This window comes from Pseudoalteromonas sp. T1lg21 (genome assembly GCF_002964625.1).
GTDB classification, from domain to species: Bacteria; Pseudomonadota; Gammaproteobacteria; order Enterobacterales; family Alteromonadaceae; genus Pseudoalteromonas; species Pseudoalteromonas gelatinilytica.
Window position 1 is genome coordinate 569544 of the sequence record NZ_PQBX01000056.1, and the last position, 22873, is coordinate 592416.

Consider the following 22873-nt stretch of genomic DNA (forward strand, 5'->3'; position numbering starts at 1 on the left):
AGGACTATGAACACGATTTTAACCACACAATGCGATGATGATGTTGGTCTAATTGCCAAGATCACCGGCCTTTGTCATCAGCATAATTTAAATATCACACGTAATAACGAATTTGTAGATAAAGACGCTAAACGCTTTTTTATGCGTACAGAGTTAAGCGGCGTTATATCAGAGGACTTTTTACCAAGCCTTGCTGAGCTACTTCCTGATGGCGCAGAGCTTGCCCTGCACAGCAGCGAAAAAACGAAAGTGGTATTACTTGCTACCAAAGAAGCGCACTGTTTAGGTGGGGTATTACTTAAGCAATTCGAAAAAGCCTTAAACATCGAAGTATTAGCTGTAATTGCTAACTACGCCGACTTAGCGCCACTGGCTGCAGGCTTTGATGTGCCATTTCATGTGGTATCGCACGAAGGCTTAAGCCGTGCGGAGCATGATCAACAAGTCGGTGATTTAATTGCCAGTTATCAGCCTGATATCATCGGCCTTGCTAAATATATGCGTATTTTAAGCCCTGAATTTGTGGCGCGCTTTGAAGGTAAGATTATTAATATTCACCATTCATTTTTGCCAGCCTTTATTGGCGCAAAGCCTTACCATCAGGCATTTGAGCGCGGTGTAAAAATTATTGGCGCGACCGCTCACTTTGTTAATAATGAGCTCGATGAAGGGCCGATTATTTTACAAGATGTGACGCATGTCAGTCATGCGGATACCGCAGAGATGATGGCAAAAATGGGTAAAGATGTAGAGAAAACAGTGTTCTGCAAAGCGTTGCAACTCGCATCTGAACATAAACTGTTTATCAATGGAAATCGAACCGTGGTGTTCGCTTAAGCAATAAAATGAAGAGGCTGAATGGCCTCTTTATTATTTTTATTATCTTTTGTTATGCCGACTCAATAGGCTCTAATTGTAACTTAGAGGCAATTAATACCGCTTGAGTACGGTTATACACACCTAGCTTTCTAAAAATTGCTGTAATGTGAGCTTTAACGGTTGCTTCAGAAATATGTAATTCGTAAGCAATCTGTTTGTTTAACAAGCCTTCGTGCAAGTATTGCAACACCTTGTATTGCTGCGGTGTCAGTGAAGCCACTTGCGCTGCAATTTCTTTGTCTTCGCCATCTACGGCAGCCACTTTATCTTTAAGTTCAAGTGGAAGCCAAACATCGCCTTCAAGTATGTGGTTGATTGCCAGCGCAATATCATCTGATGAAGATGATTTAGGAATAAATCCCATCGCACCATAACCCATTACTTTAGAAACTACATTGATGTCTTCGCTGCCAGAAACAACAGCTATTGGTAAGCTTGGATAGTCTTCGCGAATGCGAATAAGGCCGTATAAATCGCCATTGCCTGGCATGTGAAGGTCTAGTAGTAAGATATCAAGATCTTCTTGCTCGCTCAGCACCTGCAAAGTGGTATCAAAGTTTTCCGATTCAAACACTTCTAAATCAGCGAACTTAGCACTCAATGCCCCTTTCAGCGCTTCACGAAATAACGGATGATCGTCCGCTATTAAAAACTGACTCATGGTTCACTCCTAATAAATTCGGCTGACACCTATTTCTAAGTGACAGCCGATATACTACGTTTAGAATCAACTTCTAATCAAGTTTTTAACGCGATTTTAACGATTTAATCGGTTTTCGATTAGCTCATCAACAACGCTTGGATCGGCTAGTGTAGAGGTATCACCAAGCTGTTGGTGCTCATTTGCCGCAATTTTACGTAAAATTCGACGCATGATCTTACCAGAACGAGTTTTCGGTAAACCTGGAGACCATTGGATCATATCTGGTGATGCAATTGGGCTTAACTCTTTACGAACCCAGTTACGGACCTCTTTGGTTAGTTCATCGCTCACTACAACCCCCTCATTTGGAGTGATGTAAACATAGATGCCCTGACCTTTAATATCATGCGGGTAACCCACTACTGCTGCTTCTGCTACTGCTTCGTGAGCAACCAATGCACTCTCGATTTCGGCAGTACCTAGGCGGTGACCTGACACATTTAGTACGTCATCTACACGGCCTGTGATCCAGTAGTAGCCATCTTCATCACGGCGACAACCATCACCTGTGAAGTACACACCTGGGTATGCTGAGAAATAGGTTTGTTCAAAGCGTTCATGGTCGCCATACACTGTACGAGCTTGTGATGGCCAGCTATCTAGAATAACAAGGTTACCGTCAACCGCGCCTTCGAGTGTATTCCCTTCAGCATCAAATAAGGCTGGTGCAATACCAAAGAACGGACGAGTTGCTGAGCCTGGTTTCATATCTGTCGCACCTGGTAATGGTGTGATCATGATGCCGCCAGTCTCTGTTTGCCACCACGTATCTACGATTGGACAGTTTTCATTACCGATGTGCTCGTAATACCATGCCCACGCTTCAGGGTTAATCGGCTCACCTACAGAACCCATGATACGTAAACTATTTCGTGTTGAAGTCGCTGTTGGCTCATCGCCTTTCGCCATTAATGCACGAATAGCTGTTGGTGCTGTGTAAAGGATAGTCACGTTGTGTTTATCAATCACTTCACCCATACGGCCCGCTGTTGGGTAAGTTGGTACACCTTCAAAAACCACTTGCGTGCAGCCATTCACTAATGGACCGTAAGCAATGTAGCTGTGACCTGTGATCCAGCCCACATCAGCACTACACCAGAAAATATCGTCTTCTTTAAGATCAAACACATATTCATGTGTCATTGATGCATAAACGAGGTAACCACCAGTAGTATGAACTACCCCTTTTGGTTGACCCGTTGAGCCTGAAGTATAAAGAATGAAAAGCGGATCTTCTGCATTCATTGGCTCTGGCTCACACTCAGCTGGTAAGTCAGCTACAAGCTCATGCCACCAAATATCATGGCTATTCCATTCAATTTCACCACCTGTTAGCTGATGAACAATAACGTGCTCAACGGTGGTTACTGAGTCTTGTGATACCGCTTCATCAACATTTGCTTTCAGTGGTACGCAGTTACCAGCACGACGACCTTCGTCTGATGTAATCACCACTTTAGCGCCAGAGTCATTAATTCGGTCAGCAATCGCTGATGGAGAGAAACCACCAAATACCACAGAGTGAATCGCACCAATACGCGCACACGCTTGCATAGCGTAAATAGCTTGCGGTGTCATAGGCATATAAATAGCAACGCGATCACCTTTTGATACGCCTAACTTTTTAAGGCCATTGGCTAATTTTGCGACTTCGTCGTGAAGCTGTTGGTAGCTGATATTTTCGCTGTGTTCAGGGTTATCGCCTTCCCAAATGAGGGCTGTTTTATCGGCTTTAGTGGCAAGGTGGCGGTCAATACAGTTATAAGATGCGTTAAGTTGGCCGTCTTCATACCAGCGAATGCTGATGTGGCCTTTGTCGAATGAGGTGTTCTTTACTTTATTATAAGGAGTTGACCAATCAAGGCGTTTACCGTGCTCTCGCCAAAATCCTTCAGGGTCATCAATAGATTGCTTATACAGTGTATTATATTTATCGTTATCAACTAATGCTGCATTCTTGATATGCGCTGGTACTGGATAGATACTTTCTGACATTGTTGTCGTCTCCATTTTAATTACTTGCCTACGGCCTGCTTCAAGGATCACTCAGCAAAGCCCCTGAAAGTATTAGACCTTAGTTGTATATCTTGTCATTTCACAAAAAACTTCTAAATCGCCTTCTATAATCTAGTCCAATGTACGCCGGTAAGCGATTTTGAACCACTTACCACCTTAGTCTAATAGACCAATAGATAATTGAGAGAAGTCATTTCTTAAACAACAGTGATACAACAACATTAATGCAATCAACAAGTAGCTTCGACAGGAATACACATTATGACAACAACAAAAGTAACCGCATTAAAAACACTGACAGCTTCAGCTGTTTTATGTGCACTTGCAGGTACCGCTAACGCTGCAACCATTGGCAACACTGACGTTTCTTATGGTGGCTATGTAAAACTTGATGCCATGTGGAGTGATTACTCTGCTGGCGTACCAGCCGGTGGTAGCATTGGCCGTGACTTCTATGTTCCTGGTACAACACCCGTGGGCGCAGACAGTGACAGCGATGCAGTATTCGACATGCATGCGCGCCAATCTCGCTTTAGCCTTGGCACAGCAACGAAACTAGATGATGGTAAAACGATTAATACCAAAATCGAAATCGACTTTATTGCTTCAGCACCTGGCGGTAACGAACGTGTCAGTAACTCTTACGCACCACGTATTCGTCAAGCATTTGTAACTTATGATGGTTGGCTATTTGGTCAAGCATGGTCAAACTTCCAAAACGTTGGCGCATTGCCAGAAACACTTGATTTCGTTGGTCCTGCTGAAGGTACTGTGTTCGTGCGTCAAGCACAGGCACGCTACACCACAGGTAACTGGTCATTCTCTATCGAAAACCCTGAGAGTACTGTTACAGTAGGCGGAGCACGTGTTGCCACTGATGATGCATCAATGCCTGACTTTACAGCACGTTATGCGCACAAAGCTGATTGGGGTGAATTAGTATTTACCGGTCTTGCTCGTCAATTAACTTACAAACAAAATGGCATTGATGCAGATACATCATCGTTCGGTATCAGTGCATCTGGTAAAGTTAATTTTGGTCAAAACAACTTAAAATTCATGCTAACCCAAGGCTCAGGTCTAGGCCGTTACATTGGTTTAAACGTAGCAAATGGTGCTGTGCTTGACGGTGATGATTTAGACGCGATTGATTCAACATCGGGATTCATTGCTTATCAACAAAACTGGAACAGCCAATGGCGTTCAACTTTCCTTTATTCATTCTTCTCAGCTGATAACAACACAGACTTACTTGCTGTATCTGGCGACCCAACTAAAACGAGCCAAAGCTACAGTGCGAACCTTTTATACTCACCTGTTAAAAAGCTAACCTTTGGTGTTGAATTTAAACATGCAGAGCGTGAGCTTGAAAGTGGTACTGATGGCGATATGGATCGTCTGCAGTTCTCTGCAAAATACGTATTTTAAGATTTAAGCTTATTTTACTTCCTGAAGCGGCTTCGGCCGCTTTTTTTTATTTCTGCTTTTTATTTACAGTGATCCCCTTTTAGCTTTTTGCAAACCATAATTCACTAAAACAGAAAAGTCTAATTGCAAATTATTTTCATTTAGATTAAATTACGCATTAATTTCACTATTCATTGAACTAATTGGAACTTTGCATGTCATCAACAACATTTTTGCGCTTATCTCAATTAAGCCTAGTGACCTCAGCACTTTTAAGTGGCCACGCTTTTGCAGAACAACAAAAAGAAGAACAAGCAATTGAAAAAATTGCCGTGTATGGCCAGCATCATAAAAACTACATCACAGAAGAAGCACAATCAGCGACCAAATTAGGGCTAACCATTAAAGAAACACCACAGTCAATCTCTGTTGTTTCACGTGCATTAATGGATGACTTTTCACTCGATAACCTTAATGCTGTGTTAGAAAGCACACCGGGTGTGACGGTTGAGCAAATCGAAACTGACCGTACTTATTTTAAAGCTCGCGGGTTTGAGATCACCAACTTCCAAGTTAATGGCATGGGCATGCCACAAGATAACGGTTCAATCCAAGGTACTCTTGATACGTCTATTTTTGATAGTGTTGAAATTGTACGTGGTGCCAATGGCTTAATGACCGGTGCGGGTAATCCATCAGCAACCGTGAATATGGTTCTAAAGCGCCCTACTTACCAAACACAAGTTAATGCGTCTGTATCGTATGGCTCTTGGGACAACAAGCGTTTAGAGCTTGACGCTTCAACTGCTATCAACGAAAACCACGCTGTACGTGCTGTATTCACCAAGCACAAAACCGAGTCATACCTTGACCGTTACGAGCAAGATAAAACAATTTATTACCTAGCCTACGAAGGTCAGCTAACTGACAGCACAGTAGTCACTGCAAACTACGTAAATCAAAAGAAAGATGCTGACAGCCCACTTTGGGGTGCCTTACCGCTTTATTACAGCGATGGTTCAGCAACAAACTTTGATGCTTCAACCAGCACTGCGTCTGATTGGTCTTATTGGAATAATACAACTGAGCAGTTGTTCTTATCAATTGAGCAAGCAATTACCAATACTTGGTTCTTAAAAGCAAGCTACGCACACCTAGAAAATGAGCAAGACTCAGAGCTTTTCTATGTTTATGGTACACCTGATAGAGAAACAGGTCTTGGCTTAACGGGTTATGCGAGTGAATATGACCACAAAGATAAGCACGATATTTTAGATATTTACGCAACGGGTAAATTTGATTTATTTGGTATGGAACATGATCTGTCGTTTGGTGTAAACCAAGCAGATATGGATAACAAAGATAAATCATTGTATGACCGTACAACAGGCAATGGTTTCCCTGCAATGCCTGAGCTAGGTGGTTGGGATGGTGTTGCGCCAGTGCCAACACTTACCGATGGTTTAACAGGTGCTGATATCACCAGCCGTCAACGCTCAGCGTATATTTCAACACGTATCCGTGCAAATGACTCATTCAGTGTTTTAGCGGGTGTGAGCCAAGTAAATTGGGAAACTGAAGGGGCCTCTTACGGCGTAGCAAAAGACAAAGACACTGACCAAACCGTGCCTTACTTCGGTGCTGTGTATGATATCAACGAAAGCTTATCAACTTACGCAAGCTATACAGAAACCTTTGTTCCACAAACAGAGCGTGACATCAATGGCGATTACTTAGACCCAATCACAGGTAAAAGCAGTGAAATTGGTGTAAAAGCGCAGTTACTTGATGACAATTTATTTGTCACTGTTGCTTATTTTGACGCTAAACAAGTAGGCCTTGCGATTGCCATTCCTGATTCATTACCTGATGACACTCGTTACTATGGCGCAGATGGCATTAACAGCGACGGTATTGAAGTAGAGCTTAGTGGTCAAATCAACGAAACACTAAGTGCGAGCTTTAGCTACAGCAACCTAAACATTGATGGTGATGAATTAGTAAAAGACTACACGCCTGAAAACCAGTTCAAACTTGCTGTCACTCATAAAGTGCCTGAGATTGATGGTTTAACCTTTGGCTTAAACTATCGTTGGCAAGACGATACAAAACGCGTACAAGTGCGTGATGCGGCAACAAATGCTGCACTTATCACTACTACGCAAGATGCTTACGGCCTATTAAACCTAATGGCAACCTACGATATTAATGACAATATGAGCGTTAACTTGAACGTTAATAACGTGACCAACGAAAAATACATCCACAGCCTTTTCTGGGCACAAGGTTATTACGGCGCACCACGTAACTACTCAGTGTCTTTCAACTGGCAGCTGTAAGCTTTGAGCTAGAAGCTGAAAGTTTTAAGCTTTAAGTACATGAAAAGCCGCATCATATGCGGCTTTTTCATGAAAGAGTTGCAAGAGTAAAGTTACAGGCACTATCGAGTATTCTGACAGCTTTAATCGACACGAAACCATTGAATACCGCCAACAATGTAGTGATTAAACGCGATATAAAATCGCTGCTACAAACTACTACCTGCTCCTGTAACGGCAGTTTGTCCCGCTTCAAAACGCTTTACTCTTGCTAACTTTACTCTTGCTAACTTTACCCTCGCTAACTTTCCCCTTTCTAACTTTCCCCTTTCTAACTTTCCCCTTTCTAACTTTCCCCTTGCTAACTTTCCCCTCGCTAACTTTCATCCATAAAAAAACCGCTAACTGTGTAGCGGTCTTTTTTGTGTTAAGTGCGGGTCAAATCACGCTTAACTGTACTCTTTTGCGGTGTTTATAGCTCGTCTTCAGCTAATAGGCCTGCATCTTCACCATCTTCTGGTTGCACAGTTGCCTGAAGTAATAGCATCTCACGTAACTTACCTTCGATCTCATCTGCGATCTCTGGGTTGTCTTTTAAGAACTTAATTGAGTTTGCTTTACCTTGGCCAACTTTGTTGCCATTGTAGCTGTACCAAGCACCTGATTTTTCAACAAGTTTATGCTTAACACCTAAATCAATTAACTCGCCTTGTTTAGAAATACCTTCACCATACATGATGATGAATTCAGCTTGTTTAAACGGTGGGGCAACCTTGTTCTTAACAACTTTAACGCGAGTTTCGTTACCTACAACCTCATCGCCTTCTTTCACAGAACCAATACGACGAATATCAATACGTACTGAAGCGTAGAATTTAAGTGCGTTACCACCCGTTGTTGTTTCAGGGTTACCAAACATAACACCAATTTTCATACGGATTTGGTTGATGAAAATACATAGCGTGTTTGAACGCTTGATGTTACCTGTAAGCTTACGCAATGCCTGCGACATTAAGCGAGCTTGTAGACCCATGTGTGAGTCACCCATGTCGCCTTCGATTTCAGCTTTTGGTGTTAAAGCTGCTACCGAGTCAACGATAACTACATCAACAGCGCTTGAACGAACTAACATGTCACAGATTTCTAATGCTTGCTCACCAGTATCAGGTTGAGAAACAAGTAATTCATCAATGTTTACACCCAGTTTTTGCGCGTATACAGGATCTAGAGCGTGCTCAGCATCTACGAATGCACACGTTTTACCTTGTTTTTGAGCTTCAGCGATAACTTGTAAAGTAAGTGTTGTTTTACCTGATGATTCAGGACCATACACTTCAACAATACGGCCTGTAGGTAAACCACCAATACCTAATGCGATATCGATACCAAGTGAACCTGTTGAGATTGCTTCAATGTCTAGGGCTTTGTTATCGCCCAGTTTCATAATTGAGCCTTTACCAAATTGACGCTCAATTTGTGATAAAGCAGCGTCCAAGGCTTTTTGTTTGTTATCGTTCATTCTGTTCTCCAAATCCGGCTAATGCAGACAGTATACTGTATGAAATCACAGTATCAAGCTAATTTTCAGATTTTATCAATTCAATTACAGTTTTTAATGAATAAACAATAGCTTGCAGTCTAACTTCAGCTCTATCACCAGCGAAAACCTGTTTGCTTGGGTAGTTTTGACCAGCAAAATGAATACAAAACCAAACTAATCCCACAGGTTTATCCAGTGTTCCGCCACCGGGTCCTGCGACTCCCGAAATTGCAATTGCGATATCGGCGTTTGCAGCTTTTGCTGCACCCGATGCCATTTCAACAACTGTTTGCTCACTTACTGCACCAAAGCTATTTAAGGTTTGTTCTGTTACGCCAATGAGTTCATGTTTTGCTTGGTTGCTATAAGTGACAAATGCGCGGTCAATATAATTAGAGCTACCAGGAGTATCGGTTAAGGCGTAGCTTACTCCACCACCGGTGCATGATTCTGCGGTAGTGATCCATAAGCGTTTATCCGTTAAAATAGCTCCTAATTTCGCAGCAAGTGTTTTAATCTCTTGATGTAATTCCATATTCAGCCTTTGGGTAAATACATGTCGTTTGATCTTTATGCACCGCACACTATAAATCAACAAACCCCTATGATGCAGCAGTATCTAAAAATAAAAGCCGAGCATCGGGATATTTTACTGTTTTATCGTATGGGCGACTTTTATGAACTTTTCTTCGATGATGCCAAGCGTGCTGCGCAACTTCTTGATATTTCTCAGACTCATCGTGGTAAAGCCGGTGGCGATCCCATTCCAATGGCAGGTGTGCCTTATCACGCCGTAGAGAACTACTTAGCTCGCCTTGTACAAATGGGTGAGTCGGTGGCTATTTGTGAGCAAGTTGGCGATCCTGCCACCAGCAAAGGCCCTGTTGAGCGTAAAGTTGTGCGCATTGTTACACCGGGCACTATTTCTGACGAAGCGCTGTTACAAGAACGCCAAGACAACTTGCTAACCAGCGTTTGGCAAAGTAAACAAGGCTTATATGGTATTGCTTATTTAGATATTAACTCTGGCAGATTCAATGTGTTAGAAGTAAATACTGATGAAGCATTTAGCTCAACATTACAGCGTTTAGCCCCTGCTGAGCTGCTTTATAGTGAAACATTTGCAAATGTGCACCTAATTGAGCATATCAAAGGCGCACGTCGTCGCCCAGAATGGGAGTTTGATTTAGATACAGCCCAGCACTTACTGTGCGACCAATTTGGCACCAAAGATCTGGTTGGTTTTGGTGTAGACAAAGCACACGCTGCTTTGGTGGCTGCGGGCTGCTTAATGCAATATGTAAAAGACACTCAACGTATTGCCCTGCCGCATATTCGTGCGATTACCCTTGAGCAAAACGAACACGCGGTGATTTTAGATGCTGCAACCCGTAAAAATCTTGAACTAACGGTAAATTTATCGGGCGGCTACGAAAACACGCTTGCACAAGTACTTGATAAAACAGCGACTGCGATGGGTTCACGCTTATTAAAACGTCGTATTCATACGCCTGTGCGCAGTAAAACAGAGCTCAACTCTCGACTAAACGCAATCAGTGCAATTATCGATGCGCAATTATGTGGTGAGCTACAAGAGTCATTAAAGCAAATTGGCGACATTGAGCGTGTTATCGCCCGTTTAGCGCTTTGCACAGCACGCCCACGTGATTTAACGCGCCTACGTAGTGCACTGCAAGCTCTGGCACCATTACACGAATTACTTCTGGACGCCAACGATCCACGTATTAGTCAAATAATTGCGCAATCACAGCAATTACCTGAGCTACAAGATTTACTAGAACGTGCTGTCATCGAAACCCCACCGGTGCTTATTCGCGATGGGGGTGTGATTGCCCCGGGCTATAACAGTGAGCTCGATGAATGGCGTGCGTTAAGCCAAGGTGCAACTGATATTCTCGAAAAGCTTGAAGAACGTGAGCGTGAGCGCACTGGCATCAGCACCTTAAAAATTGGCTATAACAAGGTGCATGGCTTTTTTATTGAGGTTAGCCGCGCTAACTCGCACTTGGTTCCTGCCGATTATATTCGCCGTCAAACGCTAAAAAATAATGAGCGCTATATTATCCCTGAGCTTAAAGAGCACGAAGATAAAGTACTTGGTAGCCAATCAAAAGCGCTGGCGCTTGAAAAACAGCTTTATGAGCAACTCTTTGAGTTTATAGCTCCGCACATTGCGCAACTGCAAACGATGGCAGCCGTACTGGCTGATTTAGATGTATTGAACAACTTAGCTGAACGTGCACAAGCGCTTAATTACGCTAAACCAACATTATGCGATAACGATAATATCAGCATTAAACAAGGTCGCCATCCGGTGGTAGAACAGGTAATGAAAGACCCGTTTATTGCCAACCCAGTAGAGCTTAATAACGACCGGAAAATGTTGATTATCACAGGTCCAAATATGGGTGGTAAATCAACCTATATGCGCCAAACCGCGCTTATCGTTTTGATGGCCCATATTGGCTCTTACGTACCTGCTGATAGCGCAGAAATTGGTAATATTGACCGTATCTTTACGCGTATCGGCGCAAGTGATGATTTAGCATCAGGGCGTTCAACCTTCATGGTTGAAATGACAGAAACGGCAACAATTTTAAATAACGCCACAGCGCAATCACTGGTGCTGATGGATGAAATTGGTCGCGGTACTTCAACCTATGATGGTTTATCGCTTGCCTATGCAACGGCTGATTATTTAGCATCAAAAATTGCTGCTAAAACTTTGTTTGCAACCCACTATTTTGAGCTAACCGAACTAGCCGAGCAAAAACCGGGGCTAGTTAATGTGCACCTTGATGCCATTGAGCATAACGACACCATTGCCTTTATGCATACCGTGCTTGAAGGTGCGGCAAGCAAGAGCTTTGGCCTTCAAGTTGCCGCCTTAGCAGGTGTACCAAAGGCAGTGATCCAACAAGCAAAACAAAAGCTTAAAATGCTTGAAAATCATCAACCTGTCACAGCCCCTATTGAGCAGCAACAGCAAACATTAAGTTTTGATGATGAACCTTCTGAGCTTGAATTAACCTTAAAACAGCTTGATCCAGATAGCCTAACGCCAAGACAAGCACACCAACTACTGTATCAATTAAAAGATTTACTTTAAATTTTGAATAGATATAAAAAAAGCTGACGTTACGTCAGCTTTTTTGTGTGTTCTGAACCCGTGGGTTCTATACCTTTGATCAGGTATTCATTGTTGTCAAATCAGGTGAATTGGTCGAATAGGCTATCAGTACTTAAACCTTCGTGTTGCAAAATGTCTTTTAAGCGACGTAATGCTTCCACTTGAATTTGTCTTACACGCTCACGTGTTAAGCCAATTTCACGACCAACATCTTCAAGGGTTGATGGCTCATAGCCTAGTAAACCAAAACGACGAGCAAGTACTTCTCGCTGTTTCGGGTTTAACTCTCCTAGCCAATCAACAATGTGCTTGTTGATGTCATTGTTTTGTACTTCGCCTTCAGGACCATAGTCTTTTTCATCGGCGATGATATCTAATAATGCTTTGTCATTTTCACCACCAATTGGTGTATCCACCGAGGTGATTTTTTCGTTTAAACGCAGCATCTTAGTAACATCTTCAACCGGCTTATCTAAGCACTCTGCTATTTCTTCTGCGGTTGGTTCATGGTCAAGTTTCTGTGTTAATTCACGGGCTGTTCTTAAATAAACATTTAGCTCTTTAACCACATGAATAGGTAAGCGAATCGTACGTGTTTGGTTCATGATGGCACGTTCAATGGTTTGACGTATCCACCACGTTGCATAAGTTGAAAAACGGAAACCTCGTTCTGGGTCAAATTTTTCAACGGCTCTAATAAGGCCTAAATTACCTTCTTCAATAAGGTCAAGTAGTGCAAGACCTCGGTTGTTATAGCGGCGGGCAATTTTCACCACTAAACGTAAATTACTTTCAATCATTCGCTTGCGAGAGGCTTCACAGCCTTTCAATGCTTTTCTAGCAAAATAGACTTCTTCTTCTGCGCTTAATAGCGGAGAAAAGCCAATTTCACCAAGGTATAGCTGAGTGGCATCTAGATTCTTGGCAACTTCATCCTTTGCAAAAATTTCATCATCGTTGTCGACTTCTTCTAGTAACTCTGGTGAATCATCTTCAATTACCGTGTCATCAAATTTATCGTCAATCGCGTCAGTTGTTTTCTCAAGTTTTGCTGTGTGACCCATAAGCGTCCTCCCGAGCAAATATGTGATTGAGCTAAATCACTTTATCAATACCCTAATGGCTAAGGTAAATACTTAGCAGGATTGACTGCTTGACCCCGATAACGAATTTCAAATCTCAAAGCCGTAACCGAAGAGTCTGAACTGCCCATTTCTGCTATTTTCTGCCCCGCCTTTACTTCCTGTTTTTCCTTTACAAGCAACTTTGAATTGTGCGCGTAAGCACTTAGGTAATCATCATTATGTTTCAAAATAATTAAATTACCGTAACCCCTCAATGCGTTGCCCGCGTATACCACAGTTCCATGTGCAGCAGCTAAAACAGAAGCCCCTTGTTTATTAGTAATCTGTAATCCTTTAAAGCCATTCTCTTTATTAGAGAAGCGTTGCGTAACCTTGCCTTTTGCCGGCCAGCTCCATACAACTTTTGCATTAGAATTACTGTTTTTTTCACTAATTATTTTGTTGGCTTGTTTCTGAACATACTCTCGTTGTTTTGGCTGATCAAGCTCTTTTTTTAATTTTTTGTTATTTTTTTGTATAGAAACAGTAGACTTTTTACTCGAATTCGTATATTTTTTCGTCTTTTTTTGTTTTTGTGCCGATTTTGTGAGCAAAACACTCTGTCCGGGGAAGATAGTGTAAGGTGCTGGAATATCGTTTATTTTCGCAAGGGTACGAAAATCTTGTTGAGCGCTAAAAGCAATTGAGTACAAAGTATCACCCTTTTTGACTACATATTTTGAGCCTGAGATATTTACTTTGCGTGTGGCGGGTTTAACTTTATTATCTAAACTACTGACCGGCGCCGGTGCTTCGCGAGAAGTACAGCCAAAGAGCAAAATACTAAGAAACAAAGTAACATAGACTGTTAACTGCCTGCTCATCGTAAAATGCTCCTTATCGTACTAATTTAATGGTTTTGCGGGTTATCGTAGCAAAAAGTACGCAACCACGACTAAAACAACTAATCCCCAACCAAGCGCTTCAACATATTGACGTAATTTTTGCTCCATTTTAACGCCACCCCATTTCATCAAGGCCGACACTAAAAAGAAACGCGCGCCACGGCCGACAGCTGAGGCAATTAAAAACGGTAAGAATGCCATTTGCATCAAACCAGCGCCGATTGTAAAAACCTTATAAGGTATAGGAGAGAAGCCCGCTAAGAAGACTACCCAAACACCGTAGTTTTCAAACCAACCTAGTGCTGTGTCAAATTTGGCTTGCCAACCCATTTGGGCAATAAGAGGCTCGACCACAGGTTCGAATAACCAAAAGCCAAGTAAGTAACCTAAAATACCACCAATCACAGAGGCTATTGTAGTAAAGCTGGCAAAACGCCATGCTTTATCTGGTTGAGCTAGCGACATAGGGGCTAGCATAACATCCGGTGGTACCGGAAAAAAAACTGATTCAGCAAAACTCATCCCTGCTAAATAACGCTCCGCATGACGGTGTTTAGCCCATACCAGCGCCATATCATATAACTTAGTAAACAACTTCAAAGTATAACGTCCTATTCAATATCACCAGGTACCAAAGGTACAAATCTTACTGGTGCAACTTTATGTTCTGTAAATGTATCGCCATTTCTAACGACCATCATTAATTGCTGATCTTGTTCACCAATAGGTGCAATCATAACGCCCCCATCAGCAAGTTGTGCAAGAAGCCCTTGTGGCATAGTAGCAGCTGCTGCTGTGACAATAATTCCCTCAAATGGAGCTTGTGACTGCCAGCCTTGCCACCCATCACCATGTTTCATGGTGACATTGTATAAATCAAGTTTGTGCAAACGCCGTTTTGCTTGCCATTGCAATGCTTTGATACGCTCCACCGAGCACACTTTAGTAAAGGTTTTTGCCAGTATCGCCGTTTGGTAGCCAGACCCTGTGCCTATCTCAAGCACTTTATCACGCACCCCAGCTAAGCGGAGCAGCTCTGTCATGCGTGCGACTATGTATGGTTGTGAAATCGTTTGCCCTTGCCCGATTGGCAGTGCGGTATTTTGATAGGCTTTGTGCTGTAAAACATCATCAACAAAGATGTGCCTAGGTGTAGAAGCAATCGCTTCAAGCACCGTACTGTCTTCTACGCCCTCGCGTTTTAATAATTCAGCTAATGCTAGTGCACTGCGATTATAATTAGTCAGCACTATTAATCTCCATATTTGCTAACCAGCTATCAACGGCTTGTAAGCTTTCTTTCGCCGTCATATCAACACTGAGTGGTGTGACTGATGCATATCCATTATTGATGGCATAAAAATCAGTGCCTTCCCCTGCATCACTTTCAGCGCCAAGGGTACCATACCAATAAATATCGCGGCCCCATGGGTCTTGTTGTTTAGTCATGGTTTCAGCTTTATGGCGCGAACCTAAACGGGTTACTTTGACCCCTTTTAGTTCGGTAAGCGGAATATCAGGCACGTTTAAGTTGATGATTTGATCTTTCGGTAATGGATGCGATGCCAACTCTTTGATGATACTTACCGCAACCGCTGCGGCAGTTTCAAAGTGATTTCCTTCTTTAGAACATAACGACACTGCAATGGCAGGTAGCCCTAAGTGACGGCCTTCAGTGGCAGCGGCAACGGTACCTGAATACAAGGTATCATCACCTAAATTGGCACCGTGGTTTATCCCTGCAACCACTAAATCGGGCTGCTGCTCGGTTAACTCATTAACTCCTAAATGCACACAATCAGTTGGCGTGCCATTAATCGAAATAAAGCCATTATCAAGGGTGGTTGCACGCAGTGGATTCATTAACGTTAATGAATTACTTGCGCCACTGCAATTGCGATCTGGCGCCACTAAGGTCACATCTGCAATTTGCGTTAATGCATGATACAAAACCGCAATCCCTTTAGCATGCACACCATCATCATTGCTTAGTAAGATTTTCATTTACGCATCCTTTTGTTTTTGTTCTCTAGGGCTTGCATCTTGATAGTCCACCAGCTCACGCAGCAAGGCGGTAGCAAAACACCCTTTTGGTAAACCAAAGCTTAACTTTAAGGTCGTTTCATCTATCGTTTCAACGGCTAATGAGTCTGGGATCAGTCGTAACATTCTACGCTCATTCTTAAGGCCAAGTTCGCTAAGACCCTCTATCCAAGACTGATAAGGCTCGAGCCACTCTTTTTCAGTTTCGGTTAGGCCTTTTTCGCCTTTACCAACCATAGGAGCTGACATCACAATATCACCAGACGCTAGGCGGGCAATATTGTCATCACTAATATTGTCTTCAAAAAATGCATTACTGCCGCTGAGCATAAACACTTCGCGGTGCATTGTTTTTGCAAGGCCATGCTCTGCAACGCGCATGCTCACGATTTCATTAAACACATAAGAGCGTGCAGCTGAAATAACTAAGCCACGCAATTTTTTATCGCGGATACGCTCTCCGGCAAACATGCGCTTTGCCATTTCAAGGTTGTGACCACCATGCCCAAAGCGCTGCTCACCAAAGTAATTAGGCACACCGGCGCGCACCGCGTTAATACGACACAAAATATCCAGCGGCTCAGTCACGTTGCGTAACGTAATGGTAAAGCGATTGCCTCTATGGCAGCCAGTTCTGAGCTTACGATTATGACGCTGTTGCGATACCACAAAAAATTGCTCGTTATTCAACTCACTAAATTCTATGTGTTTTTTAATTGGCACGGGAACACTAAACCATTGTGTACACACGCCATGACGGTCTTTTAAGCCCGCATAACTTACGTCACGAGGTGATACCCCCGCTTTTTCGGCAATGCGTTTAGCAATAAACTGAGTATTTTCGCCTTTTTTTACAACCTGCAAGCAAACATGCTCACCAGCACCGGTAAACTCAATACCTAAGTCTTCATCAACCATGAAGTCTTCGGCGTGAGTTTTAAAGTCAGCCTTAGAAAGGGGTTTACCGTAAAGGTAGTTTAACTCACTCATGCGCTTTGTTTGCTCATAATCACCACTGCGTGGCTTGAAATACCTTCTTTACGACCTTCAAACCCAAGCTTCTCAGTAGTTGTTGCTTTCACATTCACTTGTGAAATATCAGCTGCAAGGTCTTGGCATAAGTTTTCACGCATTGCTTGAATGTGCGGCAACATTTTTGGTGCTTGCGCAACAATCGTCACATCGGCATTACCAAGTACATAGCCCTGCTCTTTAGCAAGCCCAACCACGTGGCGTAGTAAAATTCGGCTATCAATATTTTCGTATTCGCTCGCAGTATCAGGGAAATGCTTGCCAATATCACCCATTGCTAATGCACCTAAAATGGCATCACACAATGCGTGAATGGCAACATCGCCATCTGAATGTGCTAAAAAGCCTTGTGGGTAATCAATTTTTTCACCACAAATCACCAACGGGCCTTCGCCGCCAAATTTGTGTACATCAAAGCCATGGCCAATTCGAATCATGAGGTACTCTCGTTTTGTTGTTTTTGCAGTAAAAATGCTGCTAAATCTAAATCTTCTGGGGTGGTGATTTTAATGTTGTCACTGCGACCAGCAACCAGCTTAACAGGCTGCTTAACCCATTCAATTGCCGATGCCTCATCCGTGATAGTCACACCATTTATAAGGGCACTTGATAGCGCATCTGTGAGCGCCCGATAGGGGAAAAACTGAGGGGTGAGTGCCTGCCATAAATCATCACGAGGCACCGTTTGTTCACTGTGCGTATGACCGCGTTTAATGGTGTCTTTTACTTTTGATGCTAAGATACCGCCTTCATTGGCAGCGATACATTCAGATATTAAACGCTGAATATCTGCCAAGCATACTAACGGCCTTGCCGCATCGTGAACAAGTACCCAATCAGGCGGGTTATCCGCAAGTGATAACAATGCATTGAGCACTGAATCAGCGCGCTCTTTACCACCAGATACGCGCTCAATACGCTTATCAATATGAGGTAAATCAGCAAAGTAGCCGTCATCATCGCTAACTGCTACTTTGATGGTATTTAATTCGTTAAGTTCTGCAAGTTTACTCAGGGTATGTTCTAAAATAGTTTTACCCGCAAGTTCAATATACTGCTTTGGCGCCGAATGCTGCATTCGACTCCCAACTCCCGCAGCGGGAACAATGGCGGTGATAGTTTGCTTAGTGTTCATTTTGCTGTTGACCTGGTAATACGCGAATAAAGGTTTCGCCAGGTTTAATCATTCCTAATTCATTGCGCGCCCGCTCTTCGATGCCCTCTTGACCGAGTTTTAAGTCTTCAATATCGGCTTTGAGCACTTTATTGCGCTTTAACAATTTAGCATTGGTGTCTTGATGAGAGGTAACCGCTTGTTTCAAACGAGTGTAATCTTGCACACCATTATGGCCAAACCATAAACGATATTGCAGAAATAAAGCCAAACATAACAAGGCGAATTGAAAAACCCGCATTGAACACTCCTTCGCGGTTAAATTAAGTCAAAGGGCGTTTTAAATTACGCCAATTTATATTGCTTGCTAGTAGCATTTCTCGTAATGACAAACGCTTAGGTGTGATGCGTTTATTAAATTGCCATTGATGACCACAGCACGCTGCTGCCATCACCGCTTTTGCGGGCTTAAGCAATTGAATATGCGCGTTTTCTAGCGATTCACCGGAAGTATCAAACCAACCAAGCTCGTTGCAATGTACCTTATTGTCGCTTACTTGATCTAAGCTGTCTATGCGCACGGTTGTACATTGCTCGTCATTAATTAGCACGGGAACAATTAACCCGCGCTTAGCATATTGACTATAAAAGTCTTTTGAGTCGTTTTTATTATAAACAGGTGGCGTTGATTTTTGTTTTTCAAGCCAACTGCCGTTTTGTGAATCTAGCTGCAATGGCGCATCGCCATTAACTATACGCATGGCTAAACGCTCTATATAGTAAGGCAAACTAGCTAATAAGCGCTTTAGCCTTGCAGCATCAGGTTCATTTACCAAACGCGGGATTTCACGAGCATAAAATGCATTGCATAACTGCGCATACAAAGCACGATCGGCATCAGTTTGCCAAATTTCGGCTTGTTGCGAGTGTTCGCTCTGTGAAGTTGGTTTAGACAATGCGCGCTCTTATAAAACAATTGCTTGACTGTTTTATAGCATAGAGCGTTTATTGAGCGCTACTTTACTGCGCCTTTTTTACCCAATTTTGCATTACCAGATTCTAAAAACTGCACCACCGCATCACGCTTTTTACCTAGTAACAAACTACCATCAGCTAGAAACATAAAGTTTTGCCAACAACGCTTAAAAACGGCAAAGCTGGTTTCAATGATATTATCGCGAGCCATACAAAAATAGACCGTCGTGTTTGCTTCCCACGCTAAGTGGTTTAGGATTTCTTCAGGTAACTGCTCGTCGCCCGCTTCCCATGCGTTTTCCCAGTTAATGGTCTCTGAAAAGCTGTCGTCTTTGCCACACCAATCTGTTTTATCAAAAAAGTCAGGGTGATCATGCTCTCGGCTCACCATGGTAGTCCATAAAACAGCAGCGCGTTCAGCACTCATTGGTTTTATTTGCGCTGCGTCTTCGCTGCTTATCGGCATATCTTTATGACGAAAAACCCAGGCTTTTTTGTATTCATCTAACGAAATATAATTCATAGTTCAGGCAGTTTGTTTCAGCGTAAAATGTGCAAACTGCAATTATACCCAAATGACTCCAAGATGCGAGATAAACACATGACAATCAAACCCGGTATTTACCAACATTACAAAGGTCCAAAATACAAAGTTGAATATGTTGCCACTCATAGCGAAACGAATGAGCCATTGGTAATTTATCAAGCGCTCTACGGCGAATTTGGCATGTGGGCACGCCCGCTTAGTATGTTTACAGAAACCGTCACTGTAGAGGGCAAAACGGTACCGCGTTTTGCATACCTTTCAGACGCCGACTAACTGTGGCATCATGACGTTATTAATCACTGCTCAGACCAGATAAGGTGACATCGTGCTTTTTAATTCAACCGATAACTACATTGCCAGTAACTCATTAAAACAAGCGGTTAACGCAGCGATCTTGCTCGAAAAACCCCTGCTTATTAAAGGTGACCCGGCACAGGTAAAACTATGCTGGCCGAGGAACTTGCAAAAAGTTTAGACACCACGCTAATTCAATGGCACATCAAATCAACCACTAAAGCGCAGCAAGGCCTGTATGAATATGATGCGGTATCGCGTCTTCGCGACAGCCAGTTAGGTGATGAGCGTGTGCACGATATCAGCAACTACATTGTAAAAGGGAAATTATGGCAAGCCTTTACCTATGGTGAGCAACATAACAAACGCCCTGTGCTATTGATTGATGAAATTGACAAAGCCGATATTGAATTCCCCAACGACTTGCTATTAGAGCTCGATAAAATGGAGTTTCATGTTTATGAGACCGGCGAGCGAGTTATTGCAAAGCAACGTCCGATTGTGATCATCACGTCAAATAACGAAAAAGAGCTGCCAGATGCCTTTTTACGTCGTTGTTTTTTCCATTACATTGATTTTCCAAGTAGTGAAGAAATGGCGCAAATTATCGATGTGCATCACCCGCATGTTAAACAAGATTTAGTACGCCAAGCACTTGAGGTGTTCTTTAATCTACGTGAAGTAAACGGTATTAAGAAAAAACCATCAACCAGCGAATTACTCGACTGGTTAAAGCTACTGATGGCCGAAGATATTGATGCTAAAACACTGCATGATAAAAGCCAAAAAGGCGGCTTAATGCCCATGTTTGGGGCACTATTAAAGAACGAGCAAGACATTAGCTTAATCGAAAAACTTGCGTTTATGAGCCGCCGTTAAGATGTTAATTGCGTTTTTCTTTAAGCTTCGCGAATACCGCTTACCAGTAAGTTTGCGAGAGCTACTTGATTTGATCAATGCGCTCAAGCAAGGAGTTATTTTTGCCGATGTTGACGCGTTTTATTATTTAGCGCGTACCATCATGGTTAAAGATGAAACCCATTTCGACCGTTTTGATAAAGCCTTTGCTGATTACTTTAGTGGAGTTGCCGACCTTGATCTGCTCGAAAGCTTAAAACAGCAACATGCCTTGCCTGATGATTGGCTGCGTAAAGAGTTTGAAAAGCACTTAAGCGAAGAAGAAAAAGCGCAACTACAAGCCATGGGCGGCCTTGATAAACTAATGGAAACCCTCAAGCAACGCCTTGAAGAGCAGCAAAAGCGCCATGCAGGGGGCAATAAGTGGGTGGGTACCGGTGGCACTTCACCATTTGGCGCCTATGGGTATAACCCTGAAGGTGTGCGTATTGGTCAAGACGGTAACCGACATCGCCGCGCGGTAAAAGTGTGGGATAAACGCAGCTACCGAAACCTTGATAGTGACCGTGAAATCGGCTCGCGCACCATTAAACTCGCTCTAAAAAAACTGCGTAAATTTGCCCGTACTGGCGCCAGCGATACCCTCGATTTAACCGAAACCATCCGCGCAACTGCAAAGCAAGGCGGCATGCTCGATGTAAAAATGGCACCTGAGCGCCACAATGCAGTAAAAGTATTGATGCTATTTGATATCGGCGGTTCAATGGATGATTACATTCATACCTGCGAAGAGCTATTTAGCGCTGCTCACAGCGAGTTTAAGCACCTTGAGTTTTACTATTTTCATAACTGTTTGTATGAGCATGTTTGGCAAGATAATCAGCGTCGTCACTCTAACGTCATTGATACCATGACCTTGATTAACAAGTTCACCAGCGACTACAAGGTGATCTTTGTTGGCGATGCCACTATGGGTCCCTACGAAATCGCCTACCCTGGAGGCAGCGTTGAGCATTGGAATGAAGAACCCGGCAGCGCTTGGCTAAACCGCATAACCAATCACTTTGATAAAGTCGCTTGGCTCAACCCGCAACCCGTTGAACACTGGCGCTATTATCAATCAATTGATTTTATAAAGCAGTTAATGGACAACCGCATGTACCCACTCACGCTAGATGGGATTAGTAATGCGATTAGAGAGTTGAGTTAGAGTTAGAAAGTTAGAAAGTTAGAAAGTTAGAAAGTTAGAAAGTTAGAAAGTTAGAAAGTTAGAAAGTTAGAAAGTTAGAAGTTAGAAAGTTAGAAAGTTAGAAAGTTAGAAAGTTAGAAAGTTAGAAAGTTAGAAGCCTAAACCACCGACCTTCAGTGTCAAGCAGCTCGCCAACTTAACTCTTTCCCCTTGTAACTTGCTAACTTTACTTATAGCTTAAAATTGAATTCTCAGTAGTTTATACATCATGTTTTTGATGGTATTCACTTAACATTAATTCTAATTGCTTTTCAAAGACTTCTATCGATGGGGTTTTTCCACTTAACCGCTGTTGCTTCAGCCATTCAAGTAATTCAATTCTTACTAAATAACCGTCTTCAATGCAGTAACTTGGATCTGAAAGCCAAATTTTTGGAGCTCCTAGCGAAACACCCGAATACCAGTTACAAATAGAATAGCCTTCACTTTCGAGTTTATTACTAAGTTGCCAACTATAAACCCACCAAGCAACAAGAAATAGAGGGAAACATCCTATAATAACAAATATCCCCTTTCGCATTGAGTTCGCTGATATGTCACCATGGATTCTTTGATAAATTCCATAAATAAGTACAATAAAAGCAGGCATCATAACTATTAAAGGAATTACTACAGGCTTAATTCTTAGCGAAATTACATTTTCAGAAATAAGACTCAAAGTTCTAATTTCTAATATAAAGCTATAGGCGTAGAGAGTAATAATTAAACATAAAACGCCTATAGAAAGCCACCCCTGCTTAGAGTTGATGGATGAGAATTGTTCAACTGAACTTGCCAT

22 protein-coding genes and 1 pseudogene are annotated in these 22873 nt (G+C 42.6%); 7 read left to right on the forward strand and 16 right to left on the reverse strand.

Annotation, left to right across the window (positions count from 1 at the left end; all coding sequences use genetic code 11):
* Positions 1–6: 6 nt before the first annotated feature.
* Positions 7–837, forward strand: coding sequence for a formyltetrahydrofolate deformylase (gene purU / locus C2M25_RS12810; RefSeq protein WP_105174841.1), 831 nt, complete (start codon positions 7–9; stop codon positions 835–837).
* Positions 838–889: 52 nt separating this feature from the next.
* Here the strand turns inward: purU and C2M25_RS12815 are convergent, their stop codons facing one another.
* Both C2M25_RS12815 and acs read right to left on the reverse strand, forming a co-directional pair.
* A complete protein-coding gene (locus tag C2M25_RS12815) occupies positions 890–1540 on the reverse strand; it encodes a response regulator transcription factor (RefSeq protein WP_054551155.1) in 651 nt (216 codons plus the stop codon).
* 96 nt (positions 1541–1636) lie between these two features.
* On the reverse strand, positions 1637–3577 hold the full coding sequence (acs, locus tag C2M25_RS12820; protein ID WP_063703251.1) for an acetate--CoA ligase: 1941 nt from the start codon (positions 3575–3577) through the stop codon (positions 1637–1639).
* Positions 3578–3859: 282 nt separating this feature from the next.
* Here acs and C2M25_RS12825 point away from each other — a divergent pair, with 282 nt between their 5' ends.
* Both C2M25_RS12825 and C2M25_RS12830 read left to right on the forward strand, forming a co-directional pair.
* Complete coding sequence (locus C2M25_RS12825; protein ID WP_105174842.1) at positions 3860–5026, forward strand: DcaP family trimeric outer membrane transporter; 1167 nt, start codon at positions 3860–3862, stop codon at positions 5024–5026.
* A gap of 194 nt (positions 5027–5220) precedes the next feature.
* Positions 5221–7344 carry a TonB-dependent siderophore receptor gene (locus C2M25_RS12830; RefSeq protein WP_105181264.1) on the forward strand — a complete coding sequence of 708 codons (2124 nt, stop codon included), beginning with the start codon at positions 5221–5223 and terminating at the stop codon, positions 7342–7344.
* A gap of 451 nt (positions 7345–7795) precedes the next feature.
* On the opposite strand, the gene recA is transcribed toward C2M25_RS12830, so the two are convergent.
* Both recA and C2M25_RS12840 read right to left on the reverse strand, forming a co-directional pair.
* Entirely contained in the window at positions 7796–8842 is a 1047-nt protein-coding gene (gene recA, locus C2M25_RS12835) for a recombinase RecA (protein ID WP_063703248.1), read from the reverse strand.
* A gap of 58 nt (positions 8843–8900) precedes the next feature.
* Complete coding sequence (locus C2M25_RS12840) at positions 8901–9398, reverse strand: nicotinamide-nucleotide amidohydrolase family protein (RefSeq protein ID WP_063703247.1); 498 nt, start codon at positions 9396–9398, stop codon at positions 8901–8903.
* A 21-nt stretch (positions 9399–9419) separates the two neighbouring features.
* Between C2M25_RS12840 and mutS the strand changes: the two genes are divergently transcribed.
* Positions 9420–11993 carry a DNA mismatch repair protein MutS gene (gene mutS, locus C2M25_RS12845; protein ID WP_105181265.1) on the forward strand — a complete coding sequence of 858 codons (2574 nt, stop codon included), beginning with the start codon at positions 9420–9422 and terminating at the stop codon, positions 11991–11993.
* 101 nt (positions 11994–12094) lie between these two features.
* Here the strand turns inward: mutS and rpoS are convergent, their stop codons facing one another.
* The 11 genes from rpoS to C2M25_RS12900 are packed head-to-tail and all read right to left on the reverse strand — an operon-like array spanning position 12095 to position 19670.
* Entirely contained in the window at positions 12095–13078 is a 984-nt protein-coding gene (gene rpoS, locus C2M25_RS12850) for an RNA polymerase sigma factor RpoS (RefSeq protein WP_063703245.1), read from the reverse strand.
* 59 nt (positions 13079–13137) lie between these two features.
* A complete protein-coding gene (locus C2M25_RS12855; RefSeq protein WP_063703244.1) occupies positions 13138–13962 on the reverse strand; it encodes a peptidoglycan DD-metalloendopeptidase family protein in 825 nt (274 codons plus the stop codon).
* A gap of 42 nt (positions 13963–14004) precedes the next feature.
* Positions 14005–14583: a YqaA family protein gene (locus C2M25_RS12860; protein WP_063703243.1), complete on the reverse strand. Its 579-nt coding sequence runs from the start codon at positions 14581–14583 to the stop codon at positions 14005–14007.
* A gap of 11 nt (positions 14584–14594) precedes the next feature.
* A complete protein-coding gene (locus C2M25_RS12865; protein WP_063703242.1) occupies positions 14595–15233 on the reverse strand; it encodes a protein-L-isoaspartate(D-aspartate) O-methyltransferase in 639 nt (212 codons plus the stop codon).
* Positions 15223–15987 (reverse strand): 5'/3'-nucleotidase SurE, encoded by a 765-nt coding sequence (gene surE / locus C2M25_RS12870; protein WP_054551143.1) that lies wholly within the window; start codon positions 15985–15987, stop codon positions 15223–15225. The genes C2M25_RS12865 and surE overlap by 11 nt, the downstream gene beginning before the upstream one ends.
* Positions 15988–17016 carry a tRNA pseudouridine(13) synthase TruD gene (truD, locus tag C2M25_RS12875; protein WP_105181266.1) on the reverse strand — a complete coding sequence of 343 codons (1029 nt, stop codon included), beginning with the start codon at positions 17014–17016 and terminating at the stop codon, positions 15988–15990.
* On the reverse strand, positions 17013–17495 hold the full coding sequence (gene ispF / locus C2M25_RS12880) for a 2-C-methyl-D-erythritol 2,4-cyclodiphosphate synthase (protein ID WP_105181267.1): 483 nt from the start codon (positions 17493–17495) through the stop codon (positions 17013–17015). The genes truD and ispF overlap by 4 nt, the downstream gene beginning before the upstream one ends.
* Positions 17492–18193 carry a 2-C-methyl-D-erythritol 4-phosphate cytidylyltransferase gene (ispD, locus tag C2M25_RS12885; protein ID WP_105181268.1) on the reverse strand — a complete coding sequence of 234 codons (702 nt, stop codon included), beginning with the start codon at positions 18191–18193 and terminating at the stop codon, positions 17492–17494. The genes ispF and ispD overlap by 4 nt, the downstream gene beginning before the upstream one ends.
* Positions 18183–18473 (reverse strand): cell division protein FtsB, encoded by a 291-nt coding sequence (gene ftsB / locus C2M25_RS12890; protein ID WP_063703238.1) that lies wholly within the window; start codon positions 18471–18473, stop codon positions 18183–18185. Before ftsB ends, ispD begins: the two co-directional genes overlap by 11 nt.
* 22 nt (positions 18474–18495) lie before the next feature.
* Positions 18496–19128 carry a hypothetical protein gene (locus C2M25_RS12895; protein ID WP_063703237.1) on the reverse strand — a complete coding sequence of 211 codons (633 nt, stop codon included), beginning with the start codon at positions 19126–19128 and terminating at the stop codon, positions 18496–18498.
* Between the two features lie 59 nt (positions 19129–19187).
* Complete coding sequence (locus C2M25_RS12900) at positions 19188–19670, reverse strand: DUF2947 domain-containing protein (protein WP_063703236.1); 483 nt, start codon at positions 19668–19670, stop codon at positions 19188–19190.
* A 63-nt stretch (positions 19671–19733) separates the two neighbouring features.
* Between C2M25_RS12900 and C2M25_RS12905 the strand changes: the two genes are divergently transcribed.
* The 3 genes and pseudogenes from C2M25_RS12905 to C2M25_RS12915 all read left to right on the forward strand — a co-directional run bounded on the left by C2M25_RS12905 (position 19734) and on the right by C2M25_RS12915 (position 22056).
* The gene (locus C2M25_RS12905) at positions 19734–19967 is read left to right on the forward strand and encodes a DUF1653 domain-containing protein (protein ID WP_370626052.1); all 234 of its coding nucleotides are present in this window, start codon (positions 19734–19736) and stop codon (positions 19965–19967) included.
* 52 nt (positions 19968–20019) lie between these two features.
* Positions 20020–20867, forward strand: a pseudogene (locus C2M25_RS12910) (AAA family ATPase).
* A 1-nt stretch (position 20868) separates the two neighbouring features.
* A complete protein-coding gene (locus tag C2M25_RS12915) occupies positions 20869–22056 on the forward strand; it encodes a vWA domain-containing protein (protein WP_063703231.1) in 1188 nt (395 codons plus the stop codon).
* Between the two features lie 238 nt (positions 22057–22294).
* Here the strand turns inward: C2M25_RS12915 and C2M25_RS12920 are convergent, their stop codons facing one another.
* Positions 22295–22873 (reverse strand): hypothetical protein, encoded by a 579-nt coding sequence (locus tag C2M25_RS12920; protein WP_105181269.1) that lies wholly within the window; start codon positions 22871–22873, stop codon positions 22295–22297.